General features: G+C 45.5%; 13 protein-coding genes. 10 read left to right on the forward strand and 3 right to left on the reverse strand.

Annotated features, from left to right (window positions below; translation table 11 throughout):
- Window positions 1-203: 203 nt before the first annotated feature.
- Together ACYTPF_RS03145 and ACYTPF_RS03150 are read right to left on the reverse strand one after the other, a co-directional pair.
- Window positions 204-824 carry an L-threonylcarbamoyladenylate synthase gene (locus ACYTPF_RS03145; RefSeq protein WP_014948946.1) on the reverse strand — a complete coding sequence of 207 codons (621 nt, stop codon included), beginning with the start codon at window positions 822-824 and terminating at the stop codon, window positions 204-206.
- A gap of 255 nt (window positions 825-1079) precedes the next feature.
- Complete coding sequence (locus ACYTPF_RS03150) at window positions 1080-1937, reverse strand: PHP domain-containing protein (RefSeq protein ID WP_461851182.1); 858 nt, start codon at window positions 1935-1937, stop codon at window positions 1080-1082.
- A gap of 278 nt (window positions 1938-2215) precedes the next feature.
- On the opposite strand from ACYTPF_RS03150, the gene ACYTPF_RS03155 reads away from it, so the two are divergent.
- From ACYTPF_RS03155 to ACYTPF_RS03185, 7 genes are read left to right on the forward strand one after another with little or no spacing between them, the layout of a single operon-like run.
- Window positions 2216-3952, forward strand: a complete 1737-nt coding sequence (locus tag ACYTPF_RS03155; protein WP_461851183.1) for an anthranilate synthase component 1 — start codon at window positions 2216-2218, stop codon at window positions 3950-3952.
- Window positions 3949-4581 carry an aminodeoxychorismate/anthranilate synthase component II gene (locus tag ACYTPF_RS03160; protein ID WP_101563971.1) on the forward strand — a complete coding sequence of 211 codons (633 nt, stop codon included), beginning with the start codon at window positions 3949-3951 and terminating at the stop codon, window positions 4579-4581. The genes ACYTPF_RS03155 and ACYTPF_RS03160 overlap by 4 nt, the downstream gene beginning before the upstream one ends.
- Window positions 4574-5605 (forward strand): anthranilate phosphoribosyltransferase, encoded by a 1032-nt coding sequence (trpD, locus tag ACYTPF_RS03165; protein WP_461851184.1) that lies wholly within the window; start codon window positions 4574-4576, stop codon window positions 5603-5605. The genes ACYTPF_RS03160 and trpD overlap by 8 nt, the downstream gene beginning before the upstream one ends.
- A complete protein-coding gene (gene trpCF / locus ACYTPF_RS03170; RefSeq protein ID WP_461851185.1) occupies window positions 5598-7007 on the forward strand; it encodes a bifunctional indole-3-glycerol-phosphate synthase TrpC/phosphoribosylanthranilate isomerase TrpF in 1410 nt (469 codons plus the stop codon). The genes trpD and trpCF overlap by 8 nt, the downstream gene beginning before the upstream one ends.
- Before the next feature lie 20 nt (window positions 7008-7027).
- Window positions 7028-8209 (forward strand): tryptophan synthase subunit beta, encoded by a 1182-nt coding sequence (gene trpB, locus ACYTPF_RS03175; RefSeq protein WP_461851186.1) that lies wholly within the window; start codon window positions 7028-7030, stop codon window positions 8207-8209.
- Window positions 8209-9018 carry a tryptophan synthase subunit alpha gene (trpA, locus tag ACYTPF_RS03180; RefSeq protein WP_461851187.1) on the forward strand — a complete coding sequence of 270 codons (810 nt, stop codon included), beginning with the start codon at window positions 8209-8211 and terminating at the stop codon, window positions 9016-9018. Before trpB ends, trpA begins: the two co-directional genes overlap by 1 nt.
- A gap of 4 nt (window positions 9019-9022) precedes the next feature.
- Complete coding sequence (locus ACYTPF_RS03185; protein WP_461851188.1) at window positions 9023-9322, forward strand: YciI family protein; 300 nt, start codon at window positions 9023-9025, stop codon at window positions 9320-9322.
- A 323-nt stretch (window positions 9323-9645) separates the two neighbouring features.
- Here the strand turns inward: ACYTPF_RS03185 and ACYTPF_RS03190 are convergent, their stop codons facing one another.
- Window positions 9646-10110, reverse strand: coding sequence for a pyridoxamine 5'-phosphate oxidase family protein (locus tag ACYTPF_RS03190; RefSeq protein ID WP_461851189.1), 465 nt, complete (start codon window positions 10108-10110; stop codon window positions 9646-9648).
- A 737-nt stretch (window positions 10111-10847) separates the two neighbouring features.
- Between ACYTPF_RS03190 and ACYTPF_RS03195 the strand changes: the two genes are divergently transcribed.
- From ACYTPF_RS03195 to ACYTPF_RS03205, 3 genes are read left to right on the forward strand one after another with little or no spacing between them, the layout of a single operon-like run.
- Window positions 10848-11117, forward strand: coding sequence for a PepSY domain-containing protein (locus tag ACYTPF_RS03195; protein ID WP_461851190.1), 270 nt, complete (start codon window positions 10848-10850; stop codon window positions 11115-11117).
- Window position 11118: 1 nt separating this feature from the next.
- A complete protein-coding gene (locus tag ACYTPF_RS03200) occupies window positions 11119-11793 on the forward strand; it encodes a response regulator transcription factor (RefSeq protein WP_118489726.1) in 675 nt (224 codons plus the stop codon).
- Window positions 11790-13121, forward strand: a complete 1332-nt coding sequence (locus tag ACYTPF_RS03205; protein WP_461851191.1) for an ATP-binding protein — start codon at window positions 11790-11792, stop codon at window positions 13119-13121. The genes ACYTPF_RS03200 and ACYTPF_RS03205 overlap by 4 nt, the downstream gene beginning before the upstream one ends.
- Window positions 13122-13284 lie beyond the last annotated feature (163 nt).

Raw genomic sequence — 13284 nt, forward strand, 5'->3', positions numbered from 1 at the left:
GCGCTAACAAAGCGGCGATTATTGATATTATTATTTACGCGTTCACGCGGAAACTTGCAGCGCTTCGCTGTACATCGAAGCGCTACAGGCCCTCGCAACATAGCTTACGGTTTCCTACTATAACTTTCACCCACAACAAGCAAAAGAAGCTAGTTAAAATAGGCTATTTACAACAACCTGTTCAAAAAACAGGAAAACGAAAGTTACTCAAAGGGAGACGGATCGCCCGTGCCATGTCGCACAATTACTGGCGTGTCTTCCGACAAATCAACCACGGTAGTGGGCTGCTCACCAATGTAACCACCGTGAATAATAAGCCCAACTTGCTTTTCTAAGTTGTCACGAATGACATCCGGGTCTGATTCAGCCATGGTATTGCCTGGCAAAATCAAAGACGTAGACATCAATGGCTCGCCCAGCTCCTCCAATAATGCAAGTGCAATGGCGTTATCGGGCACGCGAATTCCAATGGTTTTACGTTTAGGGTTTTGCAAACGCTTTGGTACTTCGCGGGTCGCTTTCAACACGAAGGTGTAACGCCCTGGCGTGTTGTTCTTAATTTGTCTGAACGCCGTGTTGTCTACCTTTGCGTAAATTGATAGCTCAGACATGTCTCGGCACATTAATGTAAAGTTGTGATCTTTATCGATTTGACGAATACGACACAACTGCTCAAGCGCCTTTTTATCTTCCATTTGGCAGCCTATGGCATAGCCTGAGTCTGTCGGATACACCACCACTGCACCCTCTCGAATTAACTCACAAGCCTGGCTAATAAGGCGTTTTTGCGGGTTATCTGGGTGAACGTAGAAAAATTGACTCATAAATACTTCCTTTTCTTGCTAGCACAGGTCGATGATACTACTTTGCCAATAGGTTAAGTGACTGTCCACTTGTTGAGCTTGCTGGTTAAGCTCGTTGGTTACACTCGTTGATTAAACTTGTTGGTAAAAATCGCTTTTAGGCTTTTTACTAGCCAACTCTCGGCATTTTAATAAGCAATAGCGCTCTTCAACCGTCCGTAAACCATTTGCGTTACATCACCGATTTATACCCAGAGCTTGGCAAATTAGATTTTCTTAGCTTTCAGCCGTCAGCCCTTCAAATTGTTTCCAATTATGCCAAACGGGTGTGAGCTTAGTGCTAATGCCTAAATTCTTACCCAGCTCAGTCCAACGAGACGGAAAGTGAAAATCAGAGCCCGCCGATGCTAGTAACTGATGGGTTTGCGCAAGCTCATTAATAAGCTCTTGTTTGGTTTTATTAATACCTGGGAATGCAGTTTCAATGGCGTCGCCACCGGCTTGTTCGAACAAGGCCACCAAGCGCCGTAGCCACTTCGCTGTCATATCATAATGAGCAGGATGAGCCAGTACAGCTTGTCCACCTGCATCGTGGATCCACTCGATAGCCGTTTCGATACTTGGCCACTCTGCTTTAACTGCAGCTCGTTTCCCTTTTCCTAAATACTTTTTAAACGCGGCGTCCATACTGGGCACACCGTAGTTGTTTACTAATACGCGCGCAAAGTGCGCCCGTGTCACCTGGCCAACGCCCGCTAGCGCTTTTGCTCGCGTTAGAACACCTTCAAACCCACACTTTTCGAGCTTATCAGCAATTTTTTCAGCCCGGGCTTCACGAGTTTCCGATTGACCTTGCAGCCTTTCAAGAAACGTTGGGCAGTGTCTGTCCACATTTAATCCAACTATATGGATATCGAAACTGTGCCAAGTGGTGGAAATTTCAACACCATCAATAATAGTTAATGCACGTTTTTGCTTTGATTGAGTAGCGTGTGCTTCTTCCAAACCGGCTACGGTATCGTGGTCGGTAACGGCAAGCGCATCCACCTGCATAGTGTGCGCGCGAAGGATTAATTCTTCTGGCGTTAAATGACCATCAGAAAATTTTGTGTGGCTATGTAGATCTATTTTCAATGTCTTATGCAAATTTTAGGTTGACACAAAGGGCAATTTGTTTTCTTCTATATACACAAAGTATACGTACTAACCGCTTCAAATCCTATTGAAGTTTGGAAAAACAACGAGTAATTCATGCATTCATACAATATTTCAACAGCAATGACAGTTGCAGCTTGGTGGTGGCACTCCCTAACTTAACGGGCGGTGTGCACTGTGGTGCGTGAATGAATACACATAAAGGCCCGTTTATACGGGCCTTTTTTTTATCTTTTTGCAGTTGGAGAGTAGCAAAAATGAGTTTAGCGGAACTGGGGATTTCCCCAGGTAAGGTAGAGACAATTGAGCAAGTCGGGCACTACGTAGATGACCCACTTGCCGCGTTTGCCCACCTTTGTGGAAATAAAAATAACGCACTGCTTTTAGAGTCGGCAGAAATTGATTCTAAAGACGACTTACAAAGCTTATTAATGGTTGACGCAGCGCTGCGCATGGAATGTCGGGGCAACCGCGTTGAAGTGAAAGCACTGACCGGCAACGGTGCTTCAGTACTGCCTTTATTTGCCAATCATGCCCCCGACGGCTTGCATGTTAAAGAAAGGACAGACACTTCAATTACTTTGCTATGCGATGAAGCTGACGGCGAGCTTGATGAAGATAGTCGTTTAAAGGCCGCAAGCGTGATGGACGCACTTCGCATTGTTATTAATAAAATAACGCCTATTCGCCAACATCCACACGCTATATTTTTAGGCGGGGTATTTGCCTACGACATGCTAGCAGGCTTTGAAAAGCTACCTGATGTTGCAGAAGGTGAAAATGACTGTCCAGACTTTGTGTTTTACCTGGCAGAAACTTTAATTACCGTTGACCACCAAACCCGCGAGACACATTTAATCGGCAGTGTTTTTAGCGGACAAGACGTTGCACAGCAATACTTTGCCATTGCTCAGCGCTTAGAAGCCATTCATCAGCAGCTACACGATATGCCTGCCAAGCCTGTGTTAGTAGGTGTAAATACAGCAAAGATTAATGATGTAGAAAGTGAAGCACAAAGTGGACAGTCACTCGTTTCCGACTCAGAAAACTCAAACGAAACCGAAAACGGACAGTCACTTTCTTCTTTTGACCCAAGCGTTGAAGTTAGTGTTAATTTAAGTGATGAACAGTTTTGCAACCATGTGCTGGACTTAAAACAGCACATTTTAGCCGGTGACATTTTTCAGGTTGTGCCCTCGCGCACATTCTCTCTCCCCTGCCCGTCGCCGCTACTTGCTTACGCTAAACTTAAAGAATCAAACCCAAGCCCTTACATGTTTTACATGCAAGATGCCGCTTTCAGCATATTTGGCGCCTCTCCCGAATCAGCGCTTAAATACGAAAGAGAAAGCAATCAGGTAGAAATCTACCCGATTGCCGGTACCCGTCCACGCGGCAAGCGCCCTGATGGCAGTATCGACAGAGATTTAGACAGCCGTATTGAGCTTAACCTTCGCGAAGACACCAAAGAAAAGTCTGAGCACATTATGCTGGTTGACCTTGCCCGAAACGATGTGGCAAAAGTGAGTCGCCCAGGTACGCGCTATGTGAAAGACTTGCTAAAAGTTGACCGTTACTCACACGTGATGCACTTGGTATCGCGCGTGGTTGGCCAGCTACGTGACGACTTAGATCCGCTGCACGCTTATCAAGCCTGCATGAACATGGGCACCCTGGTTGGCGCACCAAAAGTAAGCGCAGCGACGTTAATTCGCGAAGTAGAGAAAAAACGCCGCGGCAGTTATGGCGGCGCGGTTGGCTACTTGAATGGTCAAGGCGATATGGACACTTGTATAGTCATTCGCTCAGCGTTTGTGAAAAACGGCACGGCTTATATTCAAGCGGGTGCAGGTGTAGTATATGACTCGGTTCCACAAGCTGAAGCTGATGAAACCCGCGCTAAGGCGCAAGCGGTAATTGGTGCAGTAAAAGCAGCGCTACAGGAAGAAGCTGAAAGTATCAACGTTGCATTAAATGAAGGAGGCAACGCATGAATCAGCAAGTGACCACCCTATTTTTGCTCGACAATGTAGATTCATTTACCTACAACCTTGTGGATGAACTGCGCACCTTAAATCTAGACATTAAGGTCTATCGCAACACGGTTTCAGCAAATGCTTTGTTTGAAAGAATGCAGGAACAAGCAACGAAAGGCCCAGTGCTTCTTATGCTGTCGCCAGGCCCAGGCGCACCAAGTGAAGCTGGCTGTATGCCTGAGCTACTTAAAAAAGTACACGGCGTGTTCCCCGTAATTGGTATTTGTTTAGGCCATCAAGCTATTGTTGAGCATTACGGCGGCACCGTAGGTCGCGCTAGCCAAGTTATGCACGGCAAGTCTTCTGCCATTACCCATTCTGAAGACGCCATGTTCAAAGGCTTACAGCAGCCCTTACATGTCGCACGCTACCACTCTTTAGTGGCACATTCATTGCCTGAAAACCTTACTGTGTGCGCATCTACAATAAACGATGATGGCAGTGAGGCCGTAATGGCAGTTTACAACAGCGAAGATCGCATGTTGGGCTTCCAATTTCACCCAGAATCTATTTTAACAGCCCACGGCAGTTTGCTGTTAAAGCAAAGTATTGATTATTTAACGTTACAGGGAGCGAACCATGCTTAACGCAGGCCCTCTACTAGAACAAATTATGTTGCGCGAATCGCTGTCGCAAACCGAAGCATACAGCTTGTTTAACAGCATCATGCACGGTGAGCAAAGCGAAGTGATGATTGCTTCAGTGCTGACTGCGCTGAAAATGAAAAAAGAATCTCCCGGTGAAATTGCGGGTGCGGCGAGTGCCATGGTTGCAAATGCACTGCCCTTTCCCACACCGTCTTATGAGTTTGCAGATATCGTTGGTACAGGCGGAGATGGCCACAACACCATTAATATTTCCAGTGCAGCCGGTGTAGTTGCCGCATCTTGTGGCGTGAAGGTGGCGAAACACGGTAATCGCAGTGTATCGAGTAAGTCTGGCTCTGCTGATTTGTTTCGCCAGTTTGGACTGAAGTTAGAAATAAGCCCAGAAACATCCCGTAAATGCTTAGATGAAGCAAATTTCACATTTCTTTTTGCACCGGTTTATCACGCAGGCATGCGCCACGCAGCCCCCGTGCGCGCTGCGATGAAGACCAGAACCTTGTTTAATATATTGGGGCCGCTGGCAAACCCGGCGGGTCCAACTCATGGCGTTTTCGGCGTATACTCTCCTGAACTGCTTGAACCTTACGCAAAAACCCTTATGCTGCTTGGCCAACACCGCGCAATGATTGTGCATGGCGATGGCTTGGATGAACTGGCGCTTCACGGCGAATCAATGATTTACGACCTTGAGCATGGCGACATTCGCAAGCTTACCGTTACCGCCGAAGACTTCGGTTTACCTCATTATCCTCTTTCTGCGATTGAAGGCGGTGAACCTGAAGAAAACAGACAATTTGTTGAAGCAGCGCTAAACGGCGAAGGTAAAGAGGCGCACCGTGCCGCTATCGCTATGAACTGCGGGGCACTGTTGAAAGTAACCGGCAAAGCCTCAACCTTCAAAGAAGGGGCTGAAATGGCGATGAACGCTATGGCCGAAGGGTTACCCATGCAGTTATTAACGAAGGTTGCCAAAATTACTCAGGAGGTAAGCACGAATGGCTAATGTGCTTGAGAAAATTGTTGCAGACAAACGAGAAGAAGTGGCCGCACGCAAAGAAGCTCTGCCGCTAGAAAGCTTCAAGGCGAATCTAGTTCCTTCCGAAAAGAGTTTATTTGCCGCACTTAGTGAACCAAACGCAGGCTTTATCTTCGAATGCAAAAAAGCATCGCCTTCGAAAGGCCTTATTCGAGAGCATTTCGATTTAGACGAGATCTTAGCGGCTTACACGCCTTATGCTGCCGGTATTTCTGTGCTGACAGACGAGAAGTACTTCCAAGGTAAATTTGAGTACTTAGCTTATGTTACTGAGCGTGTTGCTCAGCCTGTGCTTAACAAAGATTTCTTCGTTGATACCTATCAAGTGTATCTAGCCCGTCACTATAATGCCGACGCAGTGCTATTAATGCTTAGTGTGCTGAATGATGACGAATATCGCGAGTTGGCAAGCGTTGCCAATGCTCTGTCATTAGACATTCTTACCGAAGTAAGTAATGAAGAAGAAATGGAGCGTGCTATTGCCCTTGAAGCCAACATCATTGGTATCAATAATCGCAACTTACGCGACCTTTCTACCGATTTAGCGACCACCGAACGCCTTGTGCCCATGCTTGAAACAGCCACGCACGACTACGTGGTTATTTCAGAGTCGGGCATATACACACACCAAGACGTGCTTCGTTTAGCGCCTGTATCTCAAGGTTTTTTGGTGGGCAGTGCGTTAATGGCAGAGTCTGACCTACCGCGCGCAGTAAAAACGTTAGTGAATGGTGCAGTTAAAGTGTGTGGGCTTACCAGCCCCGAACAAGCACAAACGGCGTTTGATAAAGGCGCAAGCTTTGGCGGGCTTATCTTCGCTGAAAAATCGCCACGCTGTGTGAGCGAAGCACAGGCTTTGACCATAACGCAGAGCGTTGACGGTGCTTTTGTTGGGGTGTTCGTTAATCACGACATTGATAAAGTGGCATCACTCGCTGCCTCGCTTAACCTTTTTGCCGTGCAGCTTCACGGCAGCGAAGATGACACCTACATTTCAGCGCTTGCAGGCAAGATTCCAGAAGGTTGTGAAATTTGGAAAGTAGAAGGTGTTAAAGCAACCTCTTCTGGCGCACTACCAGACGCGGTGGACAGACACTTAAATAATAGCCTTGTAAGCCGTGTTCTTCTGGATTGCCAAGTGGGTGATGCCAAAGGCGGTACAGGCGAAGCGTTCAATTGGCAGCTATTAAACGATATCGAAGCGAAGCATAAGTTAGTGCTTGCTGGCGGTATTAACGCCCAGAATGTTGCAGAAGCTATTGCAACCGGCTGTGGTGCTATTGATGTGAATTCAGGCGTAGAAACCGCACCCGGCGTGAAAAGCGAAGAAAAACTCGACGCGCTTTTTGCCATTTGCCGCCGTTACTAATTTAAATACAGGACAACGTAATGAACCAGTTAGATACAAAATTTGGTGAATTTGGTGGCATGTACGTGCCCGAACTACTTATTCCAGCACTAGACCAACTGGAAAAAGCATTTTTGGATGCCAAGGACGACCCGACATTTAACGAAGAGTTTTTATCTCTGTTAAAAGACTACGCCGGTCGCCCAACGTCAATGACGTTAACTCGCAATCTGGTAAGCAACCCAAAGGTGAAGTTATACCTAAAGCGTGAAGACCTACTACACGGTGGTGCACACAAAACTAACCAGGTGTTAGGCCAAGCGCTGCTGACTAAGCGAATGGGTAAAAAAGAAGTTATCGCCGAAACTGGCGCAGGCCAACACGGTGTTGCCACCGCGTTAGCATGTGCATTGTTGGGGCTAAAGGCACGTATTTATATGGGTGCGAAAGATGTTGAGCGTCAAGCGCCAAACGTGTTCCGAATGAAGCTTATGGGCGCAGAGGTTATTCCTGTAAACGCAGGCTCAGGTACCCTTAAAGATGCCGTAAACGAAGCAATGCGCGACTGGTCAGCAAACTATGATAAAGCGCACTATTTGTTAGGCACAGCCGCGGGCCCACATCCGTTCCCGACTATTGTTCGTGAATATCACCGCATGATTGGCGAAGAGACTCGCGCACAAATTATGGAAAAAGAAGGTCGCTTACCTGACGCCGTAGTAGCATGTGTGGGCGGAGGCTCAAATGCTATCGGTATGTTTGCAGACTTTATTGATGAGCCTTCTGTGCGCCTAGTTGGCGTTGAGCCTGCGGGTAAAGGTGTGCACACCAAAGAGCACGGCGCAACTATCGTGACGGGTACAAAAGGCATTCTTCACGGCGCTTACACCTTCATCATGCAAGACAAAGAAGGCCAGATTGAAGAGAGCTACTCAGTATCTGCTGGTCTGGACTACCCTGCTGTTGGCCCTCAGCACGCTTACCTTCACGATATTGGCCGAGCGGAATACGTTGCCGCTACAGACGAAGAAGCGCTGAACGCATTCCAATTGCTTGCAAGAAAAGAAGGTATTATTCCTGCCCTTGAATCGTCGCATGCCTTAGCGCACGCACTTAATATGGCAGATGAAGCGAAAGAAGAAACCATCATCGTAGTTAACTTATCAGGTCGTGGCGACAAAGATTTAGCGCACGTTATCAACATTTTAGGGGACGATTTATAATGGATAGATATGCACAAATGTTCGCCGGTCTTGATGAAAAGAACCAAGGCGCTTTCGTACCTTTTGTAATGGTAGGTGACCCCGATTTAGCGCAATCTGAAGCCATTATTTGTCAGCTGGTAGAAAGCGGTGCTGACGCACTTGAGTTAGGTATACCTTACTCTGACCCCATCGCTGACGGCCCTACTATCCAAGCTTCGGCCATCCGCGCATTAAGTAATAAAGTGACGGTGGCAGATTGCTTGGGTGTTATTTCACGTGTTCGCGCAAAATATCCAGACGTGCCTATCGGCTTACTACTTTACAGCAACTTAGTAGTGGCCCAAGGCATCGAAAATTTTTACAATAAAGCGCAAGAGGCAGGCGTTGACTCAATCTTGGTCGCTGACGTTCCTATTCGCGAAGCGGCACCTTTTCAAAAAGTAGCCGAAGCCACTGGCATTTCACAAATTCTGATTGCACCACCTAATGCTACTGACGAAACCATGGAAAAAATCGGGGAATACTCGAAAGGTTACACGTATTTGCTGGGTCGTGCGGGCGTTACTGGCGCAGAAACTGCCGCAAACGTGCCTGCTTCAGAGCTTATTGAGCGCTTGAACAAACACAAAGCAGCGCCAGCATTGTTAGGCTTTGGTATTTCTACACCGGAACAGGTTAAATCTGCTATTGACGCAGGTGCCGCTGGCGCAATTTCAGGCTCGGCGACAGTGAATATTATCGCTGCCAATTTATCGGACAGTCACAAAATGCTAAGCGAGCTCGGCAGCTTTGTTGAAAGCATGAAAGCAGCTACGGCAAAAGGATAAACGTATGCTATATATGATTTGCGCAACCGATGTAGTGGATAGTCTAGAAAAACGACTAGCGGCGCGACCTGCTCACCTTGAACGCCTGAATGCATTAAAAGATGCGGGCCGTTTAGTTATGGCAGGCCCCTTCCCTGCTGTAGATAGCCCAGATCCAGGTCCGGCTGGCTTCACGGGTTCGCTAGTGGTAGCAGAGTTTGATTCATTAGAGGACGCCCAAGCATGGGCAGACGCCGACCCCTACATTGAGGCTGGTGTTTATGAAAACGTTGTTGTTAAACCTTACAAAAAAGTTTTGCCTTAGTTTTTAGCTAAACGCTATGTCGTAAAAAACAAATAGCGAAAGCCCCTGATAACCGGGTTACTCTGTGTTTTCAGGGGCTTTTTTTATTTACTTTGATATAGCCAATAGTGGCAATAGTGGACAGGCACTTACTTTGCTTACTTTGAAAGCTAACTTTGGACAGTCACTCGTAGCTATGCCACGCTCGATAGTGGACAGTCACTTAGTAGTTAGCCACCAACTAGCTTAAATCTAATAGTAAATTGTGGACAGACATTTGTTTGACTGAGCAGTTTTCTTAGCTTTTCAAAGCTGCGTCATGCCACTGGCTCTAAACATGGGGGTTACAGGTCTACCTTTTCATGTTCACCCATTTCTCTCGGCTTCACCGTTTTTCCCGTCATCATTTTGAACATCCCTTTGAGTGAAGGATCGGCATCCCACACTTCCGCATCTATAAGCTCAAAACGAAGCATTAATAGTGAAGGGTCCTCTTTACCTTTTTCAAACCATGCTTCTACAGGATTAGACCAATATTTATCAATCACCTCTTTACGTGATTCAACGGTGAGATTGCCTCGAATGCACGCAAACACATCGTGCCCCTTAGATGCAAAATGAACCATTGCTTTCCCACCTTTAGCAATACGGTTGTCGCGACTCGTGTAGAACCAAAACTCGCTATCAGCTTCTTTGTCAAGTTGAGCATACATTGGCTCAGCATGCATATCCTCACCGACCAGACTTACCATTACCTTTGGACTATCTGACATCGCTTTCCACATCGTTTTCTTAATATCGCTAGACATTGTTCCTCCTTGTTAAATATAAAATGTCTGTCCAGTTCCCTACTATTTGAGCAGGTGAACAAACACATTATTTCAAGCTTTTGGTTTACCTGAAGTCTATGTCTCGCACATGGCATGCCAAAGAAATAGAAGCTAAGATATTTTTTTACTAAAAACACAACTAGGAGATATGGTCGCTTCCACCTGACTTCAGGTAAGTACGGGTTCGGACAGACACTCACTAGTCAATTTCATTTCTAAAATGTTTGAATAAAGATGATGGACAGTCGCCCAAAAAGTACAATGACCGCGTCTGCTCTATCAAAAAACAAATACAGTGGACAGACACTTTTTCAAAGCCAAAGTAAAGATTACTCAATATCCTTAAACGCAAATAACCTCCTAAACTTTGGCAATGGTGGTCCCTACAAGAAGCTTTTTAACCAACTATGGACAGTCACTTTAATTACAAATCTGCCACTTATGCACATTCGCAATTAAAGTGTCTGTCCATACCTGTACTTTACTTCCTAATTTTGGCCTCCTGTTTACGCTGCTAATTAACTTTCTCCGTGTCTGTCCAAAACATGCACTATATGCCCTACTCTTCACCCTATTTTGTAAATGCAATTTACTTAAGGCTTATATACAGTTATCAATCCGCGAGGTAGACTAAACTTAGTTCAGAATGGGTTCAGTTAACCAAGTTTATACTTATCTTTAGTTTGGCCTTAGTGGGATAATAATTGTGAGGTTGTATGACATTATCGCTTCGTGTAGCAGTAGTTTGTTTGGTGTTAGCCACGTCTAGCATAGCGCCTGCTATGGCGCTGCAAGGCTCTGGGAGCGATATATCAAAAAGCGAAGCTGCAGAGCGAGCTCGCACTGCCGCAAATGGACGCGTTTTAAAAGTTGAAAAAACCTCAAAAAACTACCGTGTTAAAGTCCTCAAAAAGTCGGGACGAGTAGTATCGGTAGATGTAGACAAACGTTCCGGCAAGGTAAAAACAAGCAAAGATAAGGACTAACATGCGCATTTTGGTAGCGGAAGACGACAGCAGATTATTAACTCAACTTGATGCACTGCTTCAACAAAACGGTTACAGCGTAGATTTAGCTGATAACGGCGAACACGCGCTTTTTCTTATTAAAGAATATAGCTATGACTTGGCTATCGTCGACATTGGTATGCCAAAACTTGACGGCTTTGAGGTTATAAGAAAAGCTCGCCAAGCTGACATTGCATGTCCCATACTCATTCTAACAGCGAGAGATCGTTGGCAAGAAAAGGTGGAAGGGCTTGATGCAGGGGCTGATGACTATCTTACTAAGCCTTTTCACAACGAAGAACTACTTGCTCGGACAAAAGCCCTCATTCGACGAGCTTCAGGTCAAGCAAACCCTACCATTCAGTTCGGCCCTATTTCGCTAGATACAGTAAGCGAAGAGCTATCGCTAAACGGTGAGGCCCTAGATTTAACCGCGTACGAATACAAAGTGATGGAGTACCTTATGCTTAATCCGCAAAAGGTCATCTCTAAAACGGAGTTAACCGAACATATTTACGATCAAGATTTCGATTTGGACAGCAATGTCATTGAAGTTTTTGTAGGAAGACTGCGTAAAAAATTAGACCCATCAGGTGAATTGAAGCCAATCGAAACACTTCGGGGTAGAGGTTACAGGATAAATAGAAGTCTATGAGGCAATTGTCGCTTCGTTTGCGAAGTATTTTTCTAGCGATAGTTCTACTTGCACTTTTTGCACCCTTCACTGTTGTCATTTTGGACGAAGCTTATACCGATAGCCTTACACAAGCTAAAATGAGCGAACTTAGGTTGATGAACTTAGGGCTGTTATCTGCTTTTGAGTTAGATGGCGACATGCCTTATATGCCTGAAATTTTATACGAAGAGCAGCTTAATCTGCCTGGCTCTGGCTATCTTGGCGTTATCGTATTTCGAGATGAAGTGATTTGGCAATCAGCTTCTGCCCTTGAGTATACCTTCTCTCCTCCCGCAATAGACGTCGCCGTAGGCAACGAACTGTTCTTGGAATCCTACACACCCACATTTGAGGAAGAGTCCCAATTTTTTGTATATGCCTTTACTGCCGAGTTTGCATCAAGCAGAGATTTCGAGCCTGTAAGGTTTTATATATTTAACAACAAAGCACTTTTTGAAGCTGAGCGGAATACTTTTTTGAGTACAACGTGGCAATGGATAGTCACGCTCTGCATTGCGCTTTTAGTCTTTATTATCATAGGCATAAGCTTAGTTCTTCTACCTGTTAGAAAGCTAATTGACGAAATTTCACAAACGTCTAGCGGTAACAAGCGTGAGTTAGAATTGCGATACCCTGTTGAATTCGACTCGTTAAAAGAATCTATTAATGGATTGCTCCAAACTGAAGCAGCGCAAAGAGCAAGATACAAAAACAGCTTAGGTGACCTAGCACATAGCTTGAAAACTCCACTTGCAGTAGCTTCGGGGAATAGTAATTTACCAACCGAAGTAAAGGAATCACTTCAGCAAATTGACAGAATTATTAAACGCCAACTGAAAAGAGCGAGTGCAGGAAAATCTGGTTGGCAACAAGCTATTGATGTTTTACCAGTATTGCACAAACTTGCTGATGCTATGGACAAAGTTTATCAAGACAAAGGCTTAACCATTGAATTCGAAATGGATGACAATATCCAGTTCAAAGGGGACGAAACAGATTTTATGGAGCTTTGCGGTAATCTGTTAGACAACGCATGCAAAGCGGCTCAGGATAGAATTGTTATATCTGCAGAAACGAGCGAGGGTTGGCTCACAATCAATGTTGAAGACGACGGGCCAGGTATTCCTGACGACAAAAAAGTACTTTTACTAGAGCGAGGAACTCGTCTTGACACCTACACCGAAGGCCACGGAATTGGAATGGCCTTAGCCACAGACCTAGTCTCAATCTACGAAGGTAGAATGCTTATCAAAGAAAGCGCGCTTGGCGGCGCTCGTATCGTTATTCAATTTCCAAATCACGATTAGTGGTGTAAAAGCCTACAGGCTAACTAATAAACCAGTGAACCTTTAATGGTTGAAAGCGGGCCTAAAAGCGGACACACACTTAATTTTTCTCAAAAAGCCTGATATCGGACAGACACTTTTTAAATTTACCGTTTAGCTATGCGGCATTAAGGTTGCTAAAATT

The sequence above is a fragment of the Alteromonas sp. HB246098 genome, assembly GCF_054890645.1.